24 protein-coding genes and 1 pseudogene are annotated in these 25,248 nt (G+C 71.7%); all 25 read left to right on the top strand.

Annotated elements, in window-relative coordinates:
- Window positions 1-12: 12 nt before the first annotated feature.
- Window positions 13-480, top strand: a complete 468-nt coding sequence (gene ruvX / locus Q0L15_RS01510; protein WP_296601743.1) for a Holliday junction resolvase RuvX — start codon at window positions 13-15, stop codon at window positions 478-480.
- Window positions 481-1,683, top strand: a complete 1,203-nt coding sequence (mltG, locus tag Q0L15_RS01505) for an endolytic transglycosylase MltG (protein WP_296601742.1) — start codon at window positions 481-483, stop codon at window positions 1,681-1,683.
- 18 nt (window positions 1,684-1,701) lie between these two features.
- Complete coding sequence (locus Q0L15_RS01500; RefSeq protein WP_296601741.1) at window positions 1,702-2,523, top strand: shikimate dehydrogenase; 822 nt, start codon at window positions 1,702-1,704, stop codon at window positions 2,521-2,523.
- Complete coding sequence (locus Q0L15_RS01495) at window positions 2,520-3,239, top strand: A24 family peptidase (protein WP_296601739.1); 720 nt, start codon at window positions 2,520-2,522, stop codon at window positions 3,237-3,239. Before Q0L15_RS01500 ends, Q0L15_RS01495 begins: the two co-directional genes overlap by 4 nt.
- A gap of 40 nt (window positions 3,240-3,279) precedes the next feature.
- Window positions 3,280-4,458, top strand: a complete 1,179-nt coding sequence (gene aroC / locus Q0L15_RS01490; protein WP_296601738.1) for a chorismate synthase — start codon at window positions 3,280-3,282, stop codon at window positions 4,456-4,458.
- Window positions 4,455-4,991, top strand: coding sequence for a shikimate kinase (locus Q0L15_RS01485; protein ID WP_296601736.1), 537 nt, complete (start codon window positions 4,455-4,457; stop codon window positions 4,989-4,991). Before aroC ends, Q0L15_RS01485 begins: the two co-directional genes overlap by 4 nt.
- Window positions 4,988-6,085, top strand: a complete 1,098-nt coding sequence (gene aroB / locus Q0L15_RS01480) for a 3-dehydroquinate synthase (RefSeq protein WP_296601735.1) — start codon at window positions 4,988-4,990, stop codon at window positions 6,083-6,085. The genes Q0L15_RS01485 and aroB overlap by 4 nt, the downstream gene beginning before the upstream one ends.
- A complete protein-coding gene (locus tag Q0L15_RS01475; protein WP_296601734.1) occupies window positions 6,082-6,522 on the top strand; it encodes a type II 3-dehydroquinate dehydratase in 441 nt (146 codons plus the stop codon). The genes aroB and Q0L15_RS01475 overlap by 4 nt, the downstream gene beginning before the upstream one ends.
- A 310-nt stretch (window positions 6,523-6,832) precedes the next feature.
- Entirely contained in the window at window positions 6,833-7,627 is a 795-nt protein-coding gene (locus Q0L15_RS01470; protein ID WP_296601732.1) for an SIMPL domain-containing protein, read from the top strand.
- 118 nt (window positions 7,628-7,745) lie between these two features.
- Window positions 7,746-8,309 (top strand): elongation factor P, encoded by a 564-nt coding sequence (efp, locus tag Q0L15_RS01465; protein ID WP_296601731.1) that lies wholly within the window; start codon window positions 7,746-7,748, stop codon window positions 8,307-8,309.
- 9 nt (window positions 8,310-8,318) lie between these two features.
- On the top strand, window positions 8,319-8,726 hold the full coding sequence (nusB, locus tag Q0L15_RS01460) for a transcription antitermination factor NusB (protein ID WP_296601729.1): 408 nt from the start codon (window positions 8,319-8,321) through the stop codon (window positions 8,724-8,726).
- A 132-nt stretch (window positions 8,727-8,858) separates the two neighbouring features.
- Window positions 8,859-10,235 carry an NAD(P)/FAD-dependent oxidoreductase gene (locus tag Q0L15_RS01455; protein ID WP_296601727.1) on the top strand — a complete coding sequence of 459 codons (1,377 nt, stop codon included), beginning with the start codon at window positions 8,859-8,861 and terminating at the stop codon, window positions 10,233-10,235.
- Entirely contained in the window at window positions 10,232-11,068 is an 837-nt protein-coding gene (locus Q0L15_RS01450) for a DUF1206 domain-containing protein (protein ID WP_296601725.1), read from the top strand. Before Q0L15_RS01455 ends, Q0L15_RS01450 begins: the two co-directional genes overlap by 4 nt.
- Window positions 11,065-12,402: an NAD(P)/FAD-dependent oxidoreductase gene (locus tag Q0L15_RS01445; RefSeq protein WP_296601724.1), complete on the top strand. Its 1,338-nt coding sequence runs from the start codon at window positions 11,065-11,067 to the stop codon at window positions 12,400-12,402. The genes Q0L15_RS01450 and Q0L15_RS01445 overlap by 4 nt, the downstream gene beginning before the upstream one ends.
- A gap of 86 nt (window positions 12,403-12,488) precedes the next feature.
- Window positions 12,489-13,715 (top strand): hypothetical protein, encoded by a 1,227-nt coding sequence (locus Q0L15_RS01440; protein WP_296601723.1) that lies wholly within the window; start codon window positions 12,489-12,491, stop codon window positions 13,713-13,715.
- Between the two features lie 37 nt (window positions 13,716-13,752).
- Window positions 13,753-14,766: an NADPH:quinone reductase gene (locus Q0L15_RS01435; protein WP_296601722.1), complete on the top strand. Its 1,014-nt coding sequence runs from the start codon at window positions 13,753-13,755 to the stop codon at window positions 14,764-14,766.
- Between the two features lie 345 nt (window positions 14,767-15,111).
- Entirely contained in the window at window positions 15,112-16,578 is a 1,467-nt protein-coding gene (gene arcD, locus Q0L15_RS01430; protein ID WP_296601721.1) for an arginine-ornithine antiporter, read from the top strand.
- Window positions 16,579-16,718: 140 nt separating this feature from the next.
- Entirely contained in the window at window positions 16,719-18,014 is a 1,296-nt protein-coding gene (gene arcA, locus Q0L15_RS01425; protein ID WP_296601719.1) for an arginine deiminase, read from the top strand.
- A 44-nt stretch (window positions 18,015-18,058) separates the two neighbouring features.
- Entirely contained in the window at window positions 18,059-19,063 is a 1,005-nt protein-coding gene (locus Q0L15_RS01420; RefSeq protein WP_296601717.1) for an ornithine carbamoyltransferase, read from the top strand.
- Between the two features lie 14 nt (window positions 19,064-19,077).
- A complete protein-coding gene (arcC, locus tag Q0L15_RS01415; protein WP_296601716.1) occupies window positions 19,078-20,034 on the top strand; it encodes a carbamate kinase in 957 nt (318 codons plus the stop codon).
- 619 nt (window positions 20,035-20,653) lie between these two features.
- Window positions 20,654-21,205, top strand: coding sequence for a bifunctional pyr operon transcriptional regulator/uracil phosphoribosyltransferase PyrR (gene pyrR, locus Q0L15_RS01410; RefSeq protein ID WP_366939523.1), 552 nt, complete (start codon window positions 20,654-20,656; stop codon window positions 21,203-21,205).
- The gene (locus tag Q0L15_RS01405) at window positions 21,202-22,161 is read left to right on the top strand and encodes an aspartate carbamoyltransferase catalytic subunit (protein WP_296601713.1); all 960 of its coding nucleotides are present in this window, start codon (window positions 21,202-21,204) and stop codon (window positions 22,159-22,161) included. Before pyrR ends, Q0L15_RS01405 begins: the two co-directional genes overlap by 4 nt.
- On the top strand, window positions 22,158-23,456 hold the full coding sequence (locus tag Q0L15_RS01400) for a dihydroorotase (protein ID WP_296601712.1): 1,299 nt from the start codon (window positions 22,158-22,160) through the stop codon (window positions 23,454-23,456). The genes Q0L15_RS01405 and Q0L15_RS01400 overlap by 4 nt, the downstream gene beginning before the upstream one ends.
- A complete protein-coding gene (carA, locus tag Q0L15_RS01395; RefSeq protein WP_296601710.1) occupies window positions 23,453-24,595 on the top strand; it encodes a glutamine-hydrolyzing carbamoyl-phosphate synthase small subunit in 1,143 nt (380 codons plus the stop codon). Before Q0L15_RS01400 ends, carA begins: the two co-directional genes overlap by 4 nt.
- Window positions 24,595-25,248, top strand: a pseudogene (gene carB / locus Q0L15_RS01390) (carbamoyl phosphate synthase large subunit); the annotation flags it as partial. The gene carA and the pseudogene carB, both read left to right, overlap by 1 nt.

Genomic DNA, 25,248 nt, shown 5'->3' with positions numbered 1-25,248 from the left:
GGCCGGCACGCTATGAGACACGGCATCCGGATCGGCATCGACCCGGGCGACGCCCGCATCGGCGTCGCCCGCAGCGACCCGTCGGGGTTCCTGGCGACGCCGGTGGAGACCGTCCGCCGGGGCAAGGGCGACCTGGCGCGGATCGCGCGGATCCTGCGCGACGAGGCCGAGGAGTCGACGGTGCTCGAGGTGGTCGTCGGTCTGCCGAGGTCGCTCGCCGGAGGCGAGGGGCCGGCGGCGGCCAAGGTCCGCGTGTTCGCCGCCGGGCTCGCCGCCCGGGTCGCGCCGGTGCCCGTGCGCCTGGTCGACGAGCGCATGACCACCGTGTCGGCGGAGGCTATGCTGCGCGACCAGGGCCGCAAGGGGGGCAAGCGGCGAGCCGTGGTCGACCAGGCGGCAGCCGTCCTGATCCTGCAGCACGCACTGGACACCGAACGCGCGACGGGGGCCGCGCCGGGCGAGATCGTCGAGGAGACGTAGATGACCGACGAGTACGAGCCGGTGGAGGACGCACCGCACACCGCCGAGGACGACGGCGGGATCCTGGGCACCGGCGCGGCGGCGTACGAGAGCGGCCACCGGCGGCGGCGCAAGCGCCGCAGCCTGCGCAGCTGCCTCGCGGTGCTGATCGCGCTGGCCATCGTCGTGGGCGGCTTCTACTTCGTGGTCACGTGGGGCATCGGCAAGGTCCGCGACCAGTTCGGCTCCGCCGAGGACTATGCCGGACCGGGACGCGGCAACGTGACCTACCAGGTCGTCAGCGGTGCCACGGCCGGCAGCATCGGCCGTGACCTCAAGGCGGCCGGCGTCGTCGCGTCGGTCGACGCGTTCGTCGAGGCCGCCAACGCGAGCCCCGACTGGTCGAACCTCCAGGCCGGCTACTTCGCACTGAAGAAGGAGATGGCCGCCGACGACGTGGTCGAGATCCTGGTCGACCCGGCCAACATGGTCACCGACCGCGTCACGATCCCCGAGGGCCTCCGGGTCGTCGAGATCGTCGACATCCTCGCCAAGAAGACGAAGTACAAGAAGTCCGACTTCGAGAAGGTCCTGGCCAAGCCGGACTCGCTGGGCCTGCCCGACTACGCCGAGGGCAACCCGGAGGGCTACCTGTTCCCGGCGACCTACGACTTCGGCCCGGACGCGACGCCGGAGACCATGCTCACCGCGATGGTCACCCGGTGGCGGCAGGCGGCCGAGGACGCCGACCTCGAGGCCGCAGCTGCTGAGCTCGGCTACACGCCCGCGGAGCTGATGACGGTCGCGAGCCTCGTGCAGGCCGAGGGCCGGGGCAGTGACATGCCCAAGATCGCGCGCGTGATCTACAACCGCGTCGAGAACCCCGACAACGGCATCACCAACGGGCTCCTGCAGGTCGACGCCTCGGTCAACTACGCCCTCGACCGCTCCACGATCGCGCGACTGACACAGGCCGAGATCGACTCGGTCGCGGACTCGCCGTACAACACCTACAAGCAGACCGGGCTCCCGCCCACGCCCATCGAGGCACCGGGCGACGAGGCGATCGCAGCGGCAGCCCACCCGGCCGACGGTGACTGGTTGTTCTACGTGACGGTCAACCTCAAGACGGGCGAGACCAAGTTCACCGACGACTACCAGGAGTTCCTGTCCTTCAAGCAGGAGCTCCAGGAGTACTGCGACACCCAGTCCGACCGGTGCTGAGCCCGTGATGGTCGCGTGATGCGCTGCGCCGTCCTGGGGGATCCGGTCGCCCATTCGCTCTCGCCTGCTCTGCACCGGGCCGGCTACGCAGCCGTCGGGCTCGACTGGGAGTACGACGCGATCCGGGTCACGGCCGAGGGGTTCGCCCCGTTCGTGCTGGGGTTGGGATCGGAGTGGCGGGGGCTGTCGCTGACGATGCCGCACAAGCGCGCCGGTTTCTCGCTGGCCGGCGTCGAGGTCACGGCGCGGGCCCGGCTCGCCGCAGGGGTCAACACGCTGGTGCTCGAGGACGGCTCGATCGTGCTGGCCGACAACACCGACCTGCCGGGGGCGGTGGCCGCCGTGCGGGAGCGCTACCACGGCCCGGTCACGGCCGGCACGGTCATCGGCGGTGGCGCGACGGCGGCGTCGACCGGGCTGGCGTTGTGCGAGCTCGGCGCCCGGGAGGTACGCCTGCTGGCCCGGACACCGGAGCGCGCCCGGCTCACGGCGATGGCGATCGCCGAGCACCCGAGCGGCCCCCGGGTCGAGGTGCTGACCCTGGGGGAGTCCGACGTCATCGGCGAGGTCGTGGTGTCGACCGTGCCCGCCGACGCACAGAGCGATGACCTGGTCGCCCGCTGCAGCGAGGCCCCGGTGGTCTTCGAGGTGCTCTACGACCCGTGGCCCACGCCGCTGGCCGCGTCGATCGGCCCGGACCGGGTGCTCGTGGGCGGGCTCGACCTGCTCGTGCACCAGGCCGTACTGCAGTTCGAGCTGTTCACCGGGATCGCCGGCCCGCTCGCCGCCATGCGGTCGGCGGGGGAGCGCGTCCTCGAGACGCGTCGGGTCGACGGGTGAGCCTCGACCCGGTCGCGGTCGGCCTGGCCGCTGTGACCTGCAGCGCCGCCGGCCTGCTCGTGGCACCGCTCGTCGCGCGGATCCCCGAGCCGGCGGCCGACCCGGAACGGGACGCCGAGCACCCCAAGCCGCTGTACGCCGAGGTCGCGGCGGCCCCGCTCCTCCCGGCCGCCTCGGTGGTGGCCTGCCTGGTCGCGGGCGCCCTCGTCGGCGCATCGGTCGGGCTCGCCTGGCCACTGCTGTTCCTGCTGCCCCTGGTGCCGGTCGGCGTCGCACTGGCCGCCGTCGACCTGCGCACCCACCTGCTGCCCACGGTGGTGATCTGGCCGACGTTCGGCGTGACCGCGCTGCTGGCCCTGCTGTGTGGTCTCCTCGAGGACGACCGCGACGCGCTGGTGCGTGCCGGCCTGGGTGCGGTCGTCGTGTTCGGCCTCTTCTTCGCGCTGTGGTGGATCCATCCCGCCGGCATGGGGTTCGGCGACGTGCGGCTCTCCGCCGTCCTCGGCCTGGCGCTCGGCTACCTCGGCTGGATCGAGGTCGTGCTGGGCGTCTACGGGGGGTTCCTTGCGTTCTCGGTGCCCGGCCTGCTCGTGGCGTTGGTGCGCCGCGACCGGAGGGTGCTGAAAGCCTCCTACCCCTTCGGGCCGTTCCTGCTCGGCGGTGCGCTGCTCGGGGTCGTGCTCGGACCGGTGTGGAACGGTCTCGTCTCCGGGTGACCCCGGACGACGTGCCGTCGTGACATGAAAGACTGCCGCCATGCTTCGTTGGCTGACCGCGGGTGAGTCCCACGGCCCTTCCCTGGTCGCGATCCTCGAGGGCCTGCCCGCGCACGTGCAGGTGACCTCGAGCGACATCGGTGACGCCCTGGCCCGCCGACGGCTGGGCTATGGCCGCGGCGCCCGGATGAAGTTCGAGCAGGACGAGGTCACGCTGGTCGGCGGCATCCGCCACGGCGAGACGATGGGTGGACCGGTCGCGATCGAGATCGGCAACACCGAGTGGCCCAAGTGGGAGAAGGTCATGTCGGCCGACCCGGTCGACCCGGTCGAGCTCGAGGCGCTCGCTCGCAACGCGCCGCTCACCCGCCCCCGGCCCGGCCACGCCGACCTCGTCGGCATGCAGAAGTACGACTTCCCCGAGGCGCGCCCGATCCTCGAGCGAGCCTCCGCCCGCGAGACCGCCGCCCGGGTGGCGCTGGGCCGGGTGGCCTCGCAGTTCCTCGAGCAGGCGACCGGTGCGCGCATCGTGTCCCACGTGATCGAGCTCGGCGGCGTCCGCGCGCCCGCCGGCGTACTTCCCGATCCCGACGACGTGGCCCGCCTCGACGACGACCCGGTGCGCTGCCTCGACGCCGACACGAGCAAGCTCATGGTGGAGGCGATCGACCAGGCCCACAAGGACGGCGACACCCTCGGTGGGGTCGTCGAGGTCGTCGTCCACGGCCTCCCGCCCGGGCTCGGCTCGCACGTGCACTGGGACCGGCGCCTCGACGCACGCCTCGCGGGGGCCCTCATGGGCATCCAGGCGATCAAGGGCGTCGAGGTCGGCGACGGCTTCGAGCTCGCCGCGACCCCCGGGTCGCGCGCGCACGACGAGATCGTGCCCGGCGCCGACGGCATCCAGCGCGTCAGCGGCCGCTCCGGCGGCACCGAGGGCGGCATGTCGACCGGCGAGGTGCTGCGGGTCCGCGCGGCGATGAAGCCGATCGCCACCGTGCCGCGTGCGCTACGCACGGTCGACGTCGCCACCGGCGAGGAGGCCGTCGCCCACCACCAGCGCTCCGACGTGTGTGCCGTGCCGGCGGCCGGCATCGTCGCCGAGGCGATGGTCGCGCTCGTGCTGGCCGACGCCGTCGTGGAGAAGTTCGGCGGTGACTCGGTCCGCGAGACCCGCCGCAACGTCGAGAGCTACCTGGACACGTTGAGGTTCCGGTGAGCGGCCCGACCCGTCCTCGGGTCGTGCTCGTCGGCCCGATGGGTGCCGGCAAGACGACGGTGGCCGGCGTCCTGGCGGCCGCGTGGGGGACCACGGCGCGCGACACCGACCACGACGTGGAGCAGACCGAGGGCCGCTCGATCTCCGACATCTTCGTCGACTCCGGTGAGGAGACCTTCCGCCGCCTCGAGCGCGCTGCGGTCGCCGAGGCCCTCGCCACGCACGACGGCGTGCTCTCGCTGGGCGGCGGAGCGGTGCTCGACCCCGAGACCCGCGAGCGGCTCGCCGAGCACCGCGTGGTCTTCCTGCGCGTGGGGCTCTCCGACGCCGTCAAGCGGGTCGGACTCGGCACCGCGCGCCCGCTGCTGCTCGGCAACGTCCGGGGCCGCATCAAGGCGCTCCTCGACGAGCGCACCCCGATCTATGAGTCGGTCGCGACCCTGGTCGTGGACACCGACGGCCGCAGCCCCGACGATGTCGCCGAGGAGATCTTGGCCGCGTTCGGCGAGCCCGGGCAGGAGGGGGACGGATGAGGGACACCGTCGTGCGGGTCACCGGCCCGTCGCCGTACGACGTCGTGGTCGGCCACGACCTCGCCGATCGGCTCCCGCAGATGCTCGGCGTGGCCGTCCAGCGGGTGGCGGTCGTGTTCTCCGACGCGCTGGCCGAGCTGGTGCGGCCCGTCCTCGACTCCCTGGCGGCCGCCTACGACGTCATGGTCCTGCCCATCCCCGACGGCGAGCGCGCGAAGAAGGCGGCGGTCGCGGTGTCGTGCTGGGAGGCGCTTGGCGAGGCCGGCTTCACCCGGTCGGACGCCGTGGTGACGTTCGGCGGCGGGGCCACGACCGATCTCGGCGGCTTCGTCGCCGCCACCTGGCTGCGGGGTGTCACGGTCGTGCACGTGCCGACCACGCTGCTCGGCATGGTCGACGCGGCGGTCGGCGGCAAGACCGGCATCAACACGCGCAGCGGCAAGAACCTCGTGGGGTCGTTCCACGAGCCTGCCGGGGTGATCTGCGACCTGGCGACCCTGCGCACGCTCCCGCGGCCCGAGCTCGTCGCCGGCCTCGGCGAGATCATCAAGTGCGGCTTCATCGCCGACCCGGTGATCCTCAGCCTCGTCGAGGGCACCGACCCCTCCCAGCTCGAGGCGGACTCGCCGGTGCTGCGCGAGCTCGTGGAGCGCGCGGTGCGCGTCAAGGCGGAGGTCGTCTCGACCGACCTCAAGGAGACCGGCGGCGCCGACGGCCACCCCGGCCGCGAGGTCCTCAACTACGGGCACACGATGGCCCACGCCATCGAGCGCACCGAGAACTACCGGATCCGCCACGGCGAGGCGGTCGCGATCGGCTGTGTCTACGTGGCCGAGCTGGCCAGCCGCGCCGGCACGCTGGCCGCGGACGTCGTCGACCGGCACCGGCAGGCCTTCGCGCGGGTCGGCCTGCCCACGTCGTACTCCCAGGCGTCGTTCGACGAGCTGCACCGCGCGATGCGCGTGGACAAGAAGGCCCGCGGCTCCCAGCTGAGGTTCGTGGTGCTCTCGGACATCGCCGTCCCCACCGTCCTCGCGGGTCCCTCGGTGGTGGATCTCCGCGACGCGTACGCCGCGATCGGCGGGCCGGCGTGACCGGCGCGCGTCCGGTGCTGGTGCTCAACGGGCCCAACCTGGGTCGACTCGGACGTCGGCAGCCGGAGATCTACGGCACCACCACGCACGACGAGCTGGCCCGGTTGTGTCGCGGCTGGGGCCGCGACCTGGGGCTCGACGTCGACGTCCGCCAGACCAACCACGAGGGCGAGATGCTCGACTGGCTGAACGCTGCCGCCGACGGCGCCCTTCCGGTCGTGCTCAACGCCGCCGCGTGGACCCACTACTCCTACGCGATCTTCGACGCGTGCGCCCAGCTCGAGGCACCGCTGGTGGAGGTGCACATCTCTGACCCGCACCAGCGCCCCGAGGAGTTCCGGCACCACTCCGTGGTGACGCCGTACGCCGTCGAGGTGATCGCCGGCCACGGCATCGACGGCTACCGGATGGCGCTCGAGGTCATCGCCCGACGCTGAGACGGGACGTCCGGCCCGCCGGTCGGTGGGGATGGGTGGCCGTGAGGTCGGCGGCCCCCCGGTGCTGGATCATCGCTGGATGATCCGCGCCCGCACCTGTCGGGATGCCGTCGGGCTCTGGTCACGGAGACGTCATACGAGCTGGTCGTCCGGGTAGCCACGTCGGATGACCTCCGGTGGGCCGACCCCGGGAGGTCATCCGAACAGGGCGTCCCAGCCGCCGGAAGGTATGACGTCCCCGGGTGACCACCGGTCGGGGTGACGACTCGACGTGGGGAACCGGGGCAGGCCGGGGACCGTCCGAGCAGGCATGAACAGCAACGTGACGGTGAGTGTGCGCGGGCTGCTGGTGGCCGCGTTGGTGGCGATGGCGCTGGTGGTGGCCTACCTCCTCGGGGGCTCCGACGGCGCGACTCCGGCCGCGCAGGCGGCCGACGACGGGGACGCGGCCCCCGCCCAGGAGCGGGTGCTGACGATGAGCGGCACGGGGGAGGCCGGGGCCGTGCCCGACCAGCTGGCCTTCAGCCTCGGGGTGAACGTCACGCGGCCCGACCTCGACGACGCCCTCGACGCCGCCAACGGCTCGATGGGCCGGGTGCTCGGGGCGCTCGGGGAGTACGGCGTGGAGAAGGCCGACGTGCAGACGACCGGGCTGTCGATGGCGCCGGTGTACCAGTACCACGACTACAGCCCGCCGACGATCACCGGCTACCGCGTCTCCGAGCGCGCATCGGTGCTCGTCAAGGAGCTGAAGCAGGGTGGCAGGGCCGTCAGCGCGGCGGTGGCCGCCGGGGGCAACAGCGTGCGCGTGAGCAACATCCGACTGCTGGTCGGCGACGACGACGCCGTCATGGAGAAGGCCCGCGACGCCGCGGTCGCCGAGGCCACCGCCAAGGCCGAGCAGTACGCCGAGGCCTCGGGTCAGCAACTGGGCGACGTCGTCACCCTGCGGGAGATGCACGCCCGGCCACTGCCGAGCGTCGAGCTGAGGTCCGCCGCCCTGGCGCGCGGCTACCTGGACACCAATGCGCTCAAGGCGATGCCGATCCGCGCGGGTCGCGACCACGGGTCGGTCACCGTGCAGATCGTCTGGGAGCTCTCGTAGGTCCTGGGCCGGCCTTTTCGGCGCAGCGGCGCCCAGCCGATAGACTCGTGCGCTGTTGCCCGGCGGGTCCGGGCGACGCCCCGACCCCCCGACGTACGCAGAAGGCTGACACGCGCGCATGGCAACGACGAACGACCTCAAGAACGGCATGGTTCTCAACATCGACGGCCAGCTCTGGGCCGTGGTGGAGTTCCAGCACGTCAAGCCCGGCAAGGGCCCGGCCTTCGTGCGGACCAAGCTCAAGAACGTCGAGTCGAACAAGACCGTCGACAAGACGTTCAACGCCGGCACCAAGGTCGAGACCGCCACGGTCGACCGTCGCACCATGCAGTACCTCTACAACGACGGCAGCTCCTACGTCTTCATGGACGTCCAGAGCTACGAGCAGCTCGAGGTGGCGCCGGAGATCGTCGGCGACGCCAAGAACTTCCTGCTCGAGAACCAGGACGTCATCATCGCCACCAACGAGGGCCGGGTGCTGTTCATCGAGCTCCCCGCCTCGGTCGAGCTGCAGATCACCTTCACCGAGCCCGGCCTGGCCGGTGACAGCGCCACCGGCCGCACCAAGCCGGCGACGCTCGAGACCGGTCACGAGATCCAGGTCCCGCTGTTCATCAACCAGGGCGAGAAGGTCAAGGTCGACACGCGCGACTCCTCCTACCTCGGCCGTGTGAAGGGCTGAGAACGCTCGATGTCAGCCCGGTCCAAGGCCCGCAAGCGCGCGCTGGACATCCTCTACGCCTCGGACATGCGGTCCGAGAGCCCGGTCGAGGCCCTCGAGCGGGCGATCGCCGACGGTGAGGGGCCGACCAACGACTACACCGCCACGATCGTGCGCGGCGTGGTCGAGCACCAGGAGCACATCGACGAGCTGCTCTCGTCCTACTCCGAGGGCTGGACGCTGGCCCGGATGCCTGCGGTCGACCGCAACGTGCTGAGGCTGGGGGTCTGGGAGCTGCTCTACGCCGACGACGTTCCCGACGCCGTCGCGGTGAGCGAGGCGATGGCGCTGGTCAGCGACCTGTCGACAGACGAGTCGCCCCAGTTCGTCAACGGCATCCTCGGCAGCATCGTCCGCAACCGGCAGACCAGCGCCTGACCCTGCGCCTGACCCTGCGCCTGACCCTGGGTCTTCCTGGCTCTCCGTCATAGTGGGCGGCATGCCCACCCCACCGAATCGCGCGCTTCCCCCGCTTCGCTCCTCCAGCCCACGATTCGGCGGGGACCCCGCATGAACGCTCACGAGGTGGACCTGGTCGTCATCGGCACCGGACCCGGCGGCGAGGCGCTCGCCACTGGCGCCGCCAAGGCCGGCCTGCGGGTCGTCGCGGTCGACAAGCACCTGGTCGGCGGCGAGTGCCCCTACTACGGGTGCATCCCGACCAAGATGATGGTGCGCGGCAGCGACGTCGTCGCGGAGGTACGCCGGGCCGCCGCTGTCGCCGGTGAGGCCACCATCGCGCCGGCGTGGTCGGTCGTCGCGCGCCGCGTCGACCAGGAGGCGACGACCGGCTGGGACGACACGATCGCCGTCGACCGGTTGCGCGACGCCGGCGCGACCGTGCACCACGGCGTGGCGCGCCTCGACGGGCCCGGCCGCGTGCGCGTCGAGCTCGCGGACGGCGCCTCCGAGGAGTACGTCGCGGCGCGCGGCGTCGTGCTCAACCCGGGCACCCGCCCCGCCGTCCCGCCGGTCGAGGGCCTCGCGGGGACGCCGTACTGGACCAACCGCGACGCGGTGCGCCTGTCCGAGCTCCCGGGCTCGCTCGTCGTGCTCGGGGGCGGGCCGATCGGCTGCGAGATGGCCCAGGTCCTCGCCCGCTTCGGCGTGCGCGTCACCGTCGTGCAGCACGGCCCCCGGCTGCTGCCGGGTGACGAGCCGGAGGCCTCGGCCCTGATCGAGAAGGTGTTCGCCGAGGAGGGCATCCGCGTCCTCACCGGTGTCGAGCTCACGCGCGCGGCGTACGCCGACGGCCGCTTCACCCTCGACCTCGACACCGGTGAGCGGCTCGGACCCGACAAGCTGCTGGTGGCCGCCGGCCGGACGCCCAACCTCGACGACCTCGGCCTCGAGACCGTCGGCCTCGACCCCGCCGCCCGCACGATCGAGGTCGACGAGCACCTGCGGGCGGGGGAGCGGCTCTGGGCGATCGGGGACGTGACCGGCAAGGGTGCCTTCACCCATGTGTCGATGTACCAGTCGGCGGTCGCGCTGCGCGACGTGCTCGGCCAGGAGGGTGCGCCGGCGGCGTACCACGCGGTGCCGCACACGACGTTCACGGACCCGGAGGTGGGCGGTGTCGGTCTGACCGAGCAGCGGGCACGCGACGCCCGCCTGCGGGTGCGCACCGGGTCGACTCCGCTGGAGCAGTCGTCGCGGGGTTTCACCCACGGAGCGGGTGGGCACGGCTTGATCAAGGTCGTCGAGGACGCGGATCGGGGAGTCCTGGTCGGTGCCACCGCGGTGGGCCCGGCGGGCGGGGAGATCCTCGGCTTCCTGGCCGTCGCGGTCCACGCGGCGGTCCCCGTCGAGACCTTGAGGAACATGATGTACGCCTACCCGACCTTCCACCGGGCCATCGAGTCCGCGATCGCCGACCTGTCATGACCGTCTCGGGCGGGAGCACGGTGAGGCGCGCCGAGGGTGCCGGCCGCGACGCGCACCAGAGCGAGTGGGTCGAGCGGGCTGCCCGCGCCGGTCTCGTCGCCTACGCCGCGGTCTACCTCTTGATCGGCTGGCTCGCCGTCCAGCTCGCCTTCGGCGACCGGGAGGGCAAGCCGTCGAGCTCGGGCGCCATGCACCAGCTCGCCGAGCAGCCGTTCGGGGGCGTCTTGATCTGGGCCGTCTCGGTCGGGATGTTCCTCCTCGTGGTCTGGAAGCTCCTCGACGCCGCGTTCGGTCACCGCGAGGAGCGAGACGGCGGCAAGCGCGCCCGCAAGCGGGTGGAGTCGGCCGGCAAGGCGGTCATGTACGCCGCGATCGGGCTCTCCGGGGTGCGGGTCGCGACCGGCTCGGGCTCGTCCGGCAAGGGCCAGGAGACCTGGACGGCCAAGCTGATGAACGTGACCGGCGGCCAGCTGCTCGTCGGCCTGGTGGCCCTCGCGATCATCGGCTACGGCCTCTACCAGGGCTACCAGGCCTGGACCGAGAAGTTCGCCGACAAGCTCGACACCGAGGGCCGCAGCGGCACCACCGGCACCGCCTACATCGCCTTCGGCAAGGCGGGCTACACCGCACGCGGCGTCGCCTTCGTCGTCGTCGGCGGCCTGTTCGCCTACGCCGCGATCACCCACGACGCCTCCAAGTCCGGCGGCCTCGACCAGGCGCTCTTCGAGGTCCTCGACACGCCCTTCGGGCCCGTGCTGCTGTGCCTCATCGGCGCCGGGCTCGCCTGCTACGGCGTGTTCACGCTCGCGCGAGCCCGCCACCTCGCGAAGTGACCGCCCGACAGGACGCCGAGGCGGAGGTGGACCAGGAGGTCGACGTCGTCGTCCTCGGCCTCGGGGCGGGCGGTGAGTACGCCGCTCGCAAGCTGGCCGAGGCCGGTCTCGAGGTGGTCGGCGTCGAGCGCGACCTCGTCGGCGGCGAGTGCCCGTTCTGGGGCTGCACCCCGTCCAAGCTGCTGATCCACACCGCTCACCAGGGCAAGCCGTGGAGCCGTGCCGCCGAGCGGATCCGCGAGGCCAACCACGACTGGACCGACGACCACCACGCCGGCCCGCTCCTCGAGGCCGGGGTCCGCGTCGTGCGCGGACATGGCCGGCTCGACGGGCTGCGCCGGGTGAGCGTCACGGGCTCGGCGGGCACCGAGACGTACGCTGCGCGACTCGGCGTCCTGCTCGACACCGGCACCGCTCCGGCCGTGCCGGACATCCCCGGCCTGGCGGCGACGCCGTACTGGACCAACCGCGACGTGATGCGCCAGAGCGAGCCGCCCGCATCGCTCGTTGTCATCGGTGCGGGTCCGATCGGGGCCGAGCTGGCCCAGGCCTTCGCCCGGTTCGGCACCCGCGTCACGATGCTCGAGGTCCAGGACCGGATGCTGTGCCCCGAGGAGCCCGAGGCATGTGAGGTGGTGTCCCGGGCGCTGCGCGACGACGGCGTCGAGATCCGCACCGGCGTGCAGGTGGCCGGGGTCCGGCACGACGACGACGGCTTCGAGGTGGAGGTCGACGGCGACCGGATGCGCGCGGAGCGTCTGCTCGTCGCCACCGGCCGGCGGATGAACCTCCCCGACGTGGGCCTCGAGACCGTCGGGCTCGACCCCGAGGCCCAGCAGATCGAGACCGACGAGCGGATGCGGGCCGGGGACGGGCTCTGGGCGGTCGGTGACATCACCGGCCGGGGCGCCTACACCCACCTCTCGATCTACCAGGCCCAGGTGGCGGTGCGCGACCTGCTCGGCGAGGACGGCCCCTGGGCCGACTACCGCGCCGTCAGCCACGTGACGTTCACCGACCCCGAGGTGGGCTCCGTGGGGCTGACCGAGGAGCAGGCCCGCGACCGAGGCCTGCGCGTCGCGGTCGGCCACGCGGACATCCCGCGCTCGAGCCGGGGCTGGATCAACGAGGCCGAGGGGATCGTCAAGGTGGTCGCCGACGCCGACCGCGACGTGCTGGTCGGGGCCACCGTCGTGGCGCCGTACGGCGGCGAGGTCGTCGCGCTCCTCACCGCCGCCGTGCACGCCGAGATCCCGATCGCGACGCTGCGTGGGATGCACTACGCCTACCCGACGTTCCACCGAGCGGTGGCCGCTGCGCTCGCCGACCTGTGAACACCCGCCGCGGCGGGTGTGACACGCGGCAGATCGGGGAATGACCCCGGTCAGCACCACCGTCTGCCGTCTCAGGGGGATCGTCGATGTCGCAGGAAGCAGGGAGCTCGCAGGCCACGCCACAGCACCACGACGAGCGGCCGGACCCGCTCACCCGGCCGCTCGCCGAGATGCCGACGTCCCCGCCGCCCCAGCGCGCGCCGCTGGGGCCACCGCCCTCCGCGCCGCCGTCGAGCGTGCTGCTCAACCCGCTCCCACCGTCGAGCCCGCCGCTGGGTGCTCCGCTCGAGCCGGCGTCGCCGATGGCCGCGGGTGCGCCGGTCGAGCTGGTGCCCGAGCGCGGGGCGACGAGCGACAGCCAGGGCGAGGTGCGCCGGTTCATGACCGCCACCGACTTCCTCGACCGACGCGACGCCACCCAGGACCACGGTCCGGCAAGCTGGGGCTGGCGCGGCGCCGTGCGGCGCTGGACCGGCGGGCTGATCAGCCCTGGCATGGGTCGCGCCGAGCTAGCCCACGAGAACGACCGCCGCACGATCCAGCGCGACTTCGACGGCCCGCGGACGATCGCGTTCATCAACCCCAAGGGCGGGGCGGCGAAGACCACCGGCGTCCTCGCCGCCGGCTACACCTTCGGCACCGTGCGCGGCGGCGGCGTGGTCGCGTGGGACAACAACGAGACCCGCGGCACGCTCGGCATCCGGGGCACCCGGAGCACCCACCGCAACACCACGCGCGAGCTGCTCGAGGACCTCGAGCGGTTCACCGACGTCTACCAGTCGCGGATCGGCGACCTGGGCGCCTTCGTCCGCTCGCAGGGCGACGCCCACTTCGACGTGCTGGCCTCCGACGAGCGGCCCGACGTCACGGGCACGATCCGTGCCCAGGACTTCGACGCGGTGCACAAGCTGCTCGAGCGCTTCTACCGCGTGATCCTCATCGACACCGGCAACAACATGCGCGCCGAGAACTGGCTCGCGGCGGCCGGCGCCGCGGACCTGCTGGTCGTGACGAGCACGATCCGCGAGGACACCGGCTACAGCGGCCTGTGGATGCTCGACGCCCTGCAGGACGCCGGCTACCAGAACCTCAAGTACAAGACGATCACCGTGCTCTCCGACCCGTCGGCCAACGTGGACGCCAAGCTCGCCGCCGACCTCGTCGGCGTCTACGAGCAGCGGACCCGCGAGGTCTACCGGGTGCCCTACGACCCGGCGCTCGTCTCGGGATCGGTCGTGCCCTACGCCCGGCTGTCCGAGAGCACCAAGCGCCAGTGGCTCAAGGCCTGCGCGGGGATGGCCTCCGCGCTCTGACCGGAGGCGTCGCCCACGGGCGCGTTAGGTTCACCCCATGCGCGCAGTCGTCTACCGCCAGACCGGACCGTCCTCGGTGCTCGAGGTCGTCGAGCGCCCGCTCCCGGAGCCCGGGGCGGGAGAGGTGCGGGTGCGGATCGTGCGGGCCGGGGTCAACCCCACGGACTGGAAGTTCCGCGCCTCGATGATGTCGGGGTACGACGAGGTGGTGCCCGGCCAGGACGGCGCGGGCGTCGTCGACGCCGTCGGCGCGGGCGTCGGCGGACTGTCGGTCGGTGACAGGGTCTGGCTGGTGCTCGCCCAGCACGGACGCGCCTACGGCACCGCGGCCGAGTACACGGTGCAGCCGGTCGACCGGGTGGTCGCGCTGCCCGACGCCGCGTCGTACGACCTCGGCGCGAGCCTGGGCGTCCCGGCCGTCACGGCCCACCGCGCGCTCACCACGATCGAGGGTGGTCCGGCCCGGCTCGCACCCGGCGCGCTGGAGGGCCGCGTCGTGCTGGTGGCCGGGGGAGCGGGTGCCGTCGGCAACGCAGCCATCCAGCTTGCCCGCTGGGCGGGCGCGACCGTCGTCACGACGGTGAGCGGTGAGGAGAAGGCCGCCCTGGCGCGGGCTGCCGGAGCCCATCACGTCATCAACTACCGCGAGCCCGGGGCCGCGGCGGCGATCCTCGAGATCGCCCCCGAGGGCGTCGACCTGGCCGTCGAGGTCGCGCCGGCTCAGAACGTCGGCCTCGACCTCGAGGTCGTCCGCGTGCACGGGACCGTCGCGATCTACGCCAACAACGGGGGCGACGAGCTGACGATGCCGCTGCGAGCCGCGTTCGGCAAGAACCTGCGCTTCCAGTTCCTCATCCTCTACACCCTCGACGAGGGCCTTCTCCACGCTGCGGTCGAGGACGTCGCCGCCGCCGTCGAGGCGGGTGCGTTCGGCGTCGGGCCCGAGGCCGGGCTTCCGCTGCACCACTTCACGCTCGAGCAGACCGCCGAGGCCCAGGACGCGGTCGAGGCGGGCGCCGTCGGCAAGGTGCTCATCGACCTCGAGGCGTGAGCCGAGTGATCTCCGCGCGCTCGACGTGACGAAGGCCTCAATCCGGTCGAGGACCGTCCGTCCCTGGTGTCCCAGCCTGGGCCCGGGCCACCCGAGTGGGTGATTCCGTCGGTGCGGGCCGGCCCTCCCGCGGCCAGCGATGCAAGGTCATGCATGCCGCTGTACAGTGATCCACGACCGCGCGGACGAGCGCGGAGACGGCCCGGTTCGGTGGCCCTCCGCCGGCTGGGACGGGTCCCGATCGCATGTGCCGTTGGTCCCTGCTGTGCGCATTCCGAGGCGCCCTAGCGTCCTTCACAGGACGGAAGATCGGTCTTCTGTCCCCCTGAAGGAGGCCCGAACTACATGACTCAGCAGATGGTCCGACCACCGTCGGGCCCCAGTCCTGAGCAACCCGGGCGTGGCGCCGGAACCCTGGCTCTGCCCGCCCTGGTCGCACTCGTCGTCGGCTCGATGATCGGCAGTGGCATCTTCGCCCTGCCCTCCCAGATGGCCGGGAGCGCCGCTCCCGGGCCGCTGCTCATCGGCTGGCTCATCACCGGCGTCGGCATGCTCATGCTGGCGTTCGTCTTCCAGACGCTCTCGCGCCGCAAGCCCGAGGTGGACGGCGGTGTCTACGGATACGCCCGCGCCGGCTTCGGCAACTACCTCGGCTTCACCTCGGCGTGGGGATACTGGATCAGCGCCTGGATCGGCAACGTCGGCTACCTCGTGCTGCTCATGTCGACCCTGGGCTACTTCATCCCCGCCTTCGAGGGCGGCAACACGGTCTCGGCGATCGTGTGCGCCTCGGTCGTGCTGTGGGTCCTGCACTGGCTGACCACGCGCGGCGTGCACAACGCGGCCTTCGTCAACACGCTCGTCACGATCGCCAAGGTCGTCCCGATCGTCACCTTCATCGCCATCGCGGCCGTCGGCTTCAAGGCCGGCATCTTCACCGCCGACTTCTGGGGCGACAACCAGGGCCTCGGCTCGACGCTCGACCAGGTCAAGAACATGATGCTGGTCACCGTCTGGGTGTTCATCGGCATCGAGGGCGCCTCGGTCTACAGCCAGCGCGCCGCCAAGCGCAGCGACGTCGGCCGCGCGACCGTCATCGGCTTCGTCGGCGTCCTCGGCCTGCTGCTCGCGGTCAACGTGCTGTCCTACGGCCTGATGAACCAGGCCAAGATCGCCGGCCTGGACGACCCGTCGATGGCCGGTCTCATGCGCCACGAGGTCGGCAGCTGGGGCACCGGGTTCATCTCCGCCGGACTCGCGATCTCGCTGCTGGGCGCGCTCCTCTCGTGGGTGCTCCTCTGCGTCGAGATCCTCCGGCTCCCCGCCCAGGAGGGCGTGCTGCCGCGCCAGCTCGGCGCGGAGAACCGGTACGGCGCCCCGTCGAACGCGCTGTGGCTGACCAACGGCTGCGTGCAGCTGATGCTGATCTGGACGCTGTTCAACGACAGCACCTACACCGACCTGATCTACCTCGCGACCTCGCTGATCCTGCTGCCCTACCTCTGGTCGGCGCTCTACCAGGTCAAGCTCGCGTTCACCGGTGAGACCTACGTCGGAGAGAGCCGCACGCGCGACCTCCTCATCGGCCTGGTCGCCCTCGCCTACGCGGTGTGGCTGGTCTACGCGGGTGGCTGGAAGTACGTGCTGGTCGCCGGCATCTTCTACCTCGTCGGCACCGCGCTCTACGTCTGGGCCCGCAAGCAGGTTCGCGCGGAGATCTTCACCGCGGCCGAGCGTCTGGTCGTCGGCGTGGTCAGTGTCCTCGCCGTCGCCGGCGTCGTCGGCCTCATCCAGGGCTTCGTCACCATCTGACGCTGCCGATCCTCGGCATCACCTCTCGCAACACCGGGGGGCGGGGCGGTCCTCGGGCCGCCGCCCCGCCCGACCGGCGGCTGACGCTGCCCGGACCCCGAACCCCGGCCTGTCCCATCCCTGAGCGAGGAAGTCTCATCATGGCTATCGAACAACTGCCCCGGGCCACGGTCGAAGGAACCGTCACCGACCCTCGAGTCGGCGTGTGGTCCGAGGCCGGCCGTCTCCGACGCGTGATGGTCTGCGCCCCCGGACTCGCCCACCTGCGGCTCACCCCCGACACCTGCGACGAGCTCCTGTACGACGACGTCATCTGGGTCAGCCAGGCCAAGCGCGACCACTACGACTTCGTCACCAAGATGCGCGACCGCGGCATCGAGGTGCTCGACATGCTGCAGCTGCTCGTCGACGTCGTGCGCTACCCCGAGGGCCGCAACTGGATCCTCGACCGCAAGATCACCGACGACCAGATCGGCCCCGGCCTCGTCCACGAGGTGCGCGCCTGGCTGGAGAGCCTGCCGGCCGAGAAGCTGGCGGAGTTCCTCATCGGCGGTGTCGCGTTCAGCGACGTGCCCGACGACATGGCCGGCTCCTTCCTGCGGTCCTTCCGCGACGCCGACGTGCAGCAGTTCGTGCTGCCGCCGCTGCCGAACACCGTCTTCGCCCGCGACAACTCCTCCTGGGTCTACCAGGGCGTGACCCTCAACAGCATGTACTGGGGCGCTCGTCGCCAGGAGACCCTGCTGACCACGGCGATCTACCGCTTCCACCCCGCCTTCGCCGGCGAGGACTTCCGCGTGTGGTTCGGCGACCCCGACCAGCAGCCCCGCGACCGTGGCAACGCCACGATCGAGGGCGGCGACGTGATGCCGATCGGCAACGGCGTGGTCGTGATCGGCATGGGCGAGCGGACCTCGCAGCAGGCCATCACCCAGGTCGCCCGGTCGCTGTTCGCCGCCGGTGCCGCCGAGCGGGTCATCGCGGCCGGTCTGCCTCGGACGCGCGCGGCGATGCACATCGACACCGTGTTCACCTTCTGCGACCGCGACGTCGTCACGGCGTACGGCCCGGTCGTCGACGCGATCGACAGCTTCTCGCTGCGACCCGACGAGTCCTCGCCCTCGGGCCTGGACGTCCGCCACGAGGACAAGCACTTCGTCGACGTGGTCTCCGAGGCGCTCGGCGTGAAGATGCGCAACGTGCCCACCGGCGGCGACCGCTACGGCTCCGCCCGCGAGCAGTGGGACGACGGCAACAACGTCCTCGCGCTCGAGCCCGGTGTCGTCATCGGATACGACCGCAACACCCACACCAACACCCAGCTCCGCAAGGCCGGCATCGAGGTCATCACGATCGACGCGAGCGAGCTGGGCCGGGGCCGAGGCGGCGGGCGCTGCATGACCTGCCCGATCCTGCGCGACCCCATCGACTACTGACCAACGACCGGACCCTGAGCCGGAACAAGAGAGGACTACCGACCATGCCGGTCAACCTTCGTGGGCGTCACCTGCTGAGCCTGCGTCACCACACCGCGGACGAGATCCGCTACCTGCTCGACCTCTCGCGCGACCTCAAGCGCGCGAAGTACGCCGGGACCGAGCGCCAGCTCCTGCAGGGCCGCAACGTCGCGCTGATCTTCGAGAAGACCTCCACCCGCACCCGCTGCGCCTTCGAGGTCGCCTCCTACGACCAGGGTGCGCACGTCACCTACATCGACCCCGCGTCGTCCCAGCTCGGGCACAAGGAGTCGGTCGCCGACACCGCACGCGTGCTCGGCCGGATGTACGACGCCATCGAGTACCGCGGCTTCTCCCAGGACGTCGTCGAGGAGCTCGCCAAGTACGCCGGGGTCCCGGTGTTCAACGGCCTCACCGACGAGTTCCACCCCACCCAGATGCTCGCCGACGTGCTCACCATGCGCGAGCACAGCGACAAGCCGATCCACGAGATCGCGTTCGCCTACGTGGGCGACGGCCGCAACAACGTGGCCAACTCGCTCATGCTCGTCGCGGCCAAGCTCGGCATGGACGTACGCATCGGGGCTCCCCAGGACCTGTGGCCCGAGGACGAGCTGGTCAAGCTCTGCCACGAGCTCGCCGACGAGTCCGGCGCCCGGATCATGGTCACCGACGACCCCCAGGAGGCCGTCGCGGGCGTCGACTTCATCTACACCGACGTGTGGGTCTCGATGGGTGAGCCCGTCGAGTCGTGGGCCGAGCGCGTCGAGGCCTGCCTGCCCTTCCAGATCAACGCCGACCTGCTGCACGCCACCGGCAACCCGCGGGTCAAGGTGCTGCACTGCCTGCCGGCCTTCCACAACACCCAGACCAAGGTCGGTGCCCAGGTGGTCCAGCAGTACCCGCAGCTCGCGAACGGGATCGAGGTCACCGAGGACGTGTTCGAGTCCTCGGCCAACATCTCCTTCGACCAGGCGGAGAACCGGATGCACACCATCAAGGCGCTGCTCGTCGCGTCGCTGGCCTGAGAGGAATCGCCATCATGAGAATCGTGATCGCCCTGGGCGGCAACGCCCTCCTGCGTCGTGGTGAACCGCTGACCGCGGACAACCAGCGCGCGAACATCCGCATCGCTGCCGAACGCATCGCCACGGTGGTGCCCGACAACGAGGTCGTCATCGCCCACGGCAACGGCCCCCAGGTCGGCCTGCTCGCCCTCCAGGCGGCGGCGTACGAGGACGTGCGGCCCTACCCGCTGGACGTCCTCGGCGCCCAGACCGAGGCGATGATCGGCTACGTCATCGAGCAGGAGCTCGGCAACGTGCTGCCGCTCGAGAAGCACATCGCCACGTTGCTGACGATGGTGCGGGTGGACCCGGAGGACCCGGCGTTCCAGAACCCGACGAAGTTCATCGGCCCGATCTACATGCAGGAGGAGGCCGAGCGCCTCGCGGCCGAGAATGGCTGGGCCATCCGCCCCGACGGCTCGTCCTACCGCCGGGTCGTCGCCTCGCCGGAGCCGCAGCACATCTACGAGGTGCCCTCGATCCGGTCCCTCGTGGAGAACGGCACCGTCGTGGTGTGCGCCGGTGGCGGCGGCATCCCGACCGTCCTCGAGCCCGGGCGCATCCTGCGCGGGGTCGAGGCCGTCATCGACAAGGACCTCGCGTCCTCGCTGCTGGCGCGGGAGATCGACGCCGACATGCTGGTGATCGCCACCGACGTCGACGGCGTGTACGTCGACTGGGGCACCCCCGACCAGCGGCGCCTGACCGAGACGACGCCGTCGGAGCTGCGGGCGTTCGACTTCGCGGCCGGCTCGATGGGTCCGAAGGTCGAGGCGGTCTGCCGGTTCGTCGAGCAGACCGGCCGCACCGCGGCCATCGGCTCGCTGGCCGACATCGCCGACATCGTGGCCGGGATCGCCGGGACCCGCATCGTTCCCGACGGCCAGGCCACGACGCCGGGCCAGGACCGGGAGCTCGCCGTCTCCGGCTGACTCCCATCGGACCGGGGTCGTCGCATCCGGCCCCGGTCCACCACCACGTTGACCCGCCCGAAACTTTCGGGCGGGTCAACGTGCACGCGTCTCGCGTCGACTTCGTCGCCGCGCGGGCCGCGAGATCGCTCCTGGGATGGTGCTCCGACGGTGTGGTGGCGGTGGGCGCGCTGGCTACGGGGCCTCGGAACGTCGTCCGACGGGGTCGTGGGGGAGCCGAGTTGGCGCCTATCGGGAGGGCGCCGACCTGTGGTCACCCCGGGGCGTCATACGTTCTGGTCGCTGGGATGCCCACGTCGTATGACGTCCCCGGGCCGCCCGCCGGGCGTCATACGTTCTGGTCGCCGGGATGCCCACGTCGTATGACGTCCCGGTGACCAGACCGTTCTCTCGCGGCCGCGTTCGGCGCTGCTGGAGATCTCCGGCATCCGAGACAGCACAGCCCCGGCGCGCACGAGGCCTGCTCGGGGGAGTAGGGTCCACCACGATCGACATCCTTTAACGAGCCGTCCCGAGAGGCGGAGAAGGAGGTCCGAGGCTCTTGCCTGCGCACCCTCAGCACGTGCCCCCCAGTCCTACGACTGACAGTCCGACCAGCGGCCCCCAGGCCAGCGCGGACATCTCTCGCGTCGTCCTCGACGACAGCGACATCACGCGGGCCCTGACCCGCATCGCCCACGAGATCCTCGAGCGCAACAAGGGCGCCGCCGATCTCGTCCTCCTCGGCATCCCGACGCGGGGCGTGCCGCTCGCCGAGCGGATCGCGGCCCGGATCGCAGCCGTCGAGGGCCAGGACGTGCCCGTCGGCTCGCTCGACGTCACGATGTACCGGGACGACCTGCGGATGAAGCCGGCCCGGGCGCTGCTCCCGACGCAGATCCCGGCATCCGGCATCGACGGACGCACGGTCGTCCTCGTCGACGACGTCCTGTTCTCCGGCCGGACCATCCGCGCCGCGCTCGACGCGCTCAACGACATCGGCCGCCCGCGGGCGGTGCAGCTCGCCGTCCTGGTCGACCGCGGACACCGCGAGCTGCCGATCCGCGCCGACTTCGTCGGCAAGAACCTGCCGACCTCGCTGCTCGAGCGGGTCAAGGTGAGCCTCGGCGGCATCGACGAGGTCGACGCCGTGACGATCCAGGGACCGGCCACCGGGGAGGTGACGGCATGAAGCGCCACCTCCTGAGCACCGCCGACCTCAGCCGCGACGACGCCGAGCTGATCCTCGCGACCGCCGCGGAGCTGCGCGAGCTCGCGGACCGGCCGATCAAGAAGCTGCCCGCCCTGCGCGGCCGCACCGTGGTCAACCTCTTCTTCGAGGACTCCACCCGCACCCGCATCTCGTTCGAGGCGGCCGCCAAGCGGCTCTCGGCCGACGTCATCAACTTCGCGGCCAAGGGCTCCTCGCTGAGCAAGGGCGAGAGCCTCAAGGACACCGCGCTGACGCTCGAGGCGATGGGCGCCGACGCGGTCGTCGTCCGTCACGGCGCCAGCGGCGCGCCGCACCGGCTCGCCCACTCCGGCTGGGTGCGCTCCAACGTCGTCAACGCCGGCGACGGCACCCACGAGCACCCCACCCAGGCGCTGCTCGACGCGTTCACCATGGTGCGCCACCTCGGCGGCTCGGGCGCCAAGCCCAGCCTCGACGGGCGCCGCGTCGTGATCGTCGGCGACGTCCTGCACAGCCGGGTGGCCCGGTCCAACGCGCTGCTGCTCAACACGCTCGGCGCCGAGGTCACGCTGGTCGCGCCGCCGACCCTGCTGCCGGTCGGCGTCGAGAGCTGGCCGGTCGAGACGTCGTACGACCTGGACGCCGTGATCCCGAAGGCCGACGCGGTGATGATGCTGCGCGTCCAGCGCGAGCGGATGAGCGGCGGGTTCTTCCCCACCGCGCGGGAGTACTCGCGCCGCTACGGCCTCGACGGCCGGCGGATGGCGACCCTGCAGGACCACACGATCGTCATGCACCCCGGGCCGATGGTCCGCGGCATGGAGATCACCGCGGACGTCGCCGACAGCGACCGGTCCGTGATCGTCGAGCAGGTCACCAACGGCGTCGCCGTGCGGATGGCCGTCCTGTACCTGCTGCTGGGCGGCTCCGAGCCCGCCGTCGGAGGAGAAGAGTGACCACGTACTGGATCAAGAACGTCAGCATCCTGGGCGGGCAGCCGACCAACCTCGTCCTCAACGAGGGCAGGATCGGTCACATCGGCGACCTGCGTGGCGTGTCCTCGGACGACGGCGTCGAGGAGATCGACGGCACGGGCCTCATCGCGCTGCCGGGCCTGGTCGACCTGCACACCCACCTGCGCGAGCCGGGCCGCGAGGACGCCGAGACCGTCGAGTCCGGCACCCGCGCCGCGGCCATGGGCGGCTTCACCGCCGTGCACGCGATGGCCAACACCGAGCCGGTCGCCGACACGGCCGGCGTCGTCGAGCAGGTCTGGCGGCTGGGCCGCGAGGCCGGCTACTGCGACGTCTACCCCGTCGGCGCAGTCACGGTCGGCCTCGCCGGCCAGCAGCTCGCCGAGCTCGGCGCCATGGCCGACTCGGCCGCCCGGGTGCGGGTGTTCTCCGACGACGGCAAGTGCGTCAGCGACGCGGTCCTCATGCGCCGGGCCCTGGAGTACGTCAAGGCGTTCGACGGCGTCGTCGCCCAGCACGCCCAGGAGCCGCGCCTCACCGAGGGCGCGCAGATGAACGAGGGCGAGCTCTCCGGCCGGCTCGGGCTGGCCGGCTGGCCGGCGGTCGCCGAGGAGGCGATCATCGCCCGCGACGTGCTGCTCGCCGAGCACGTCGGGTCGCGCCTGCACGTCTGCCACGTCTCCACCGCCGGTTCGGTCGAGCTGATCCGCTGGGCCAAGGGCAAGGGCGTCCAGGTCACCGCAGAGGCCTGCCCGCACCACCTGCTGCTGACCGACGACCTCGCCGCGACGTACGACCCGATCTACAAGGTCAACCCGCCCCTGCGCTCGACGGCCGACGCCGAGGCGCTGCGCGCCGGGCTCGCGGACGGCACGATCGACATCGTCGCCACCGACCACGCGCCGCACCCCCTCGAGGACAAGGACTGCGAGTGGGCGGCGGCCGCCTTCGGCATGCTCGGGCTCGAGACCGCGCTGTCGATCGTGCAGCAGACGATGGTCGACACCGGTCTCCTCGACTGGGCTGGCGTCGCCGAACGGATGTCGTACGCACCCGCGCGCATCGGCCGGGTCTCCGACGTCCAGGGCCGGCCGATCGTGGCCGGCGAGCCGGCCAACGTCGTGCTCTACGACCCTCGCGCGACCCGCGTGGTCGATCCCGCCGAGAGCCAGAGCCTGAGCCGCAACACCCCCTACCGCGGCATGGAGCTGCCGGGCCGGGTGGTCGCGACGTTCCTGCGGGGCAAGGCGACCGTGCTCGACGGGAAGATCCAGTGAGCGCCCCGACGAGCACGGGGGCGATCCTCGTGCTCGAGGACGGCCGGACCTTCCACGGCGAGTCGTTCGGCGCCGAGGGGGAGATCTTCGGCGAGGCGGTCTTCAACACCGGCATGACCGGCTACCAGGAGACGCTGACCGACCCGTCGTACCACCGCCAGGTGGTCGTCATGACGGCTCCCCACATCGGCAACACCGGCGTCAACGACGAGGACCCCGAGAGTCGCCGCATCTGGGTGGCGGGCTTCGTCGTGCGCGACCCCGCCCGCCGGTCATCGAGCTGGCGCGCGAGCCGCACGCTCGACGACGAGCTGCGCGAGCAGGGCGTCGTCGGCATCTCCGGCATCGACACCCGTGCGCTGACCCGCCACCTGCGCGAGCGGGGCGCGATGCGGGTCGGGATCTCCAGCACCGAGACCGACGCCGCCGCGCTGCTCGAACGGGTGCGTGCCTCGGGCGAGATGTCCGGCGCCGAGCTCGCCTCGGAGGTCTCGACCACGGAGCCGTACGTCGTCCCCGCCATCGGTGAGAAGCGGTTCACCGTGGCCGCGCTCGACCTCGGCATCAAGACGATGACGCCGCACCGGATGGCCGAGCGGGGCGTCGAGGTGCACGTGCTGCCCGCGACGGCGAGCCTGGAGGACATCCGCGCGGTCGGTGCGGACGGCCTCTTCTACTCCAACGGCCCCGGTGACCCCGCCGCCACCACGCACCAGATCGAGGTGCTCCAGGGCGCGCTCGCCGAGGGAGTGCCGTACTTCGGCATCTGCTTCGGCAACCAGCTGTTCGGCCGCGCGCTCGGCTTCGGCACCTACAAGCTGAAGTACGGCCACCGCGGCATCAACCAGCCCGTGATGGACCGCACCACGGGCAAGGTCGAGGTGACCGCGCACAACCACGGCTTCGCGGTCGACGCGCCGCTGGAGGGCACCACGTCCACGCCGTACGGCGAGGCGAGCGTGAGCCACGTCTGCCTCAACGACGACGTGGTCGAGGGCCTCGAGCTGCGCGATGCCGACGGGACGCTGAAGGGCTTCTCCGTCCAATACCACCCCGAGGCCGCCGCCGGCCCGCACGACGCGGCGTACCTCTTCGACCGGTTCGTGGACCTGATGTCCGAGAGGAAGGGCGACGCCTGATGCCGAAGCGCGATGACATCAAGAGCGTGCTGGTGATCGGCTCCGGGCCGATCATCATCGGGCAGGCCTGCGAGTTCGACTACTCCGGCACCCAGGCCTGCCGCGTGCTCAAGGCCGAGGGCCTGCGGGTCATCCTGGTCAACTCCAACCCGGCCACGATCATGACCGACCCCGAGTTCGCCGACGCGACGTACGTCGAGCCGATCACCCCGGAGTTCGTCGAGAAGGTGATCGCCAAGGAGCGGCCCGACGCGCTGCTCCCGACGTTGGGTGGCCAGACCGCACTCAACGCCGCGACCGCCCTGCACGAGCGCGGTGTGCTGGAGAAGTACGGCGTCGAGATGATCGGCGCCAGCTTCGAGGCCATCCACCGCGGTGAGAACCGCGAGCTGTTCAACGCGATCGTGGACAAGGTCGGGGGAGAGGTCGCCACGAGCTTCGTCTGCCACACCCTCGAGGACTGCGAGAAGGCCGTCGGAGAGCTCGGTTACCCGGTCGTGATCCGGCCGTCGTTCACGATGGGCGGCACCGGCTCGGGCATCGCCTACGACGAGGGTGACCTGGCCCGTATCGCCGGCGCCGGCCTCGCCGCCAGCCCCACCACCGAGGTGCTGATCGAGGAGTCGATCATCGGGTGGAAGGAGTACGAGCTG

The organism is Nocardioides sp. (genome assembly GCF_024509035.1).
Taxonomy (GTDB): Bacteria; Actinomycetota; Actinomycetes; order Propionibacteriales; family Nocardioidaceae; genus Nocardioides.
The sequence above is the reverse complement of the archived record's forward strand: the minus strand, read 5'-3'. Positions and strand labels throughout refer to the sequence as shown.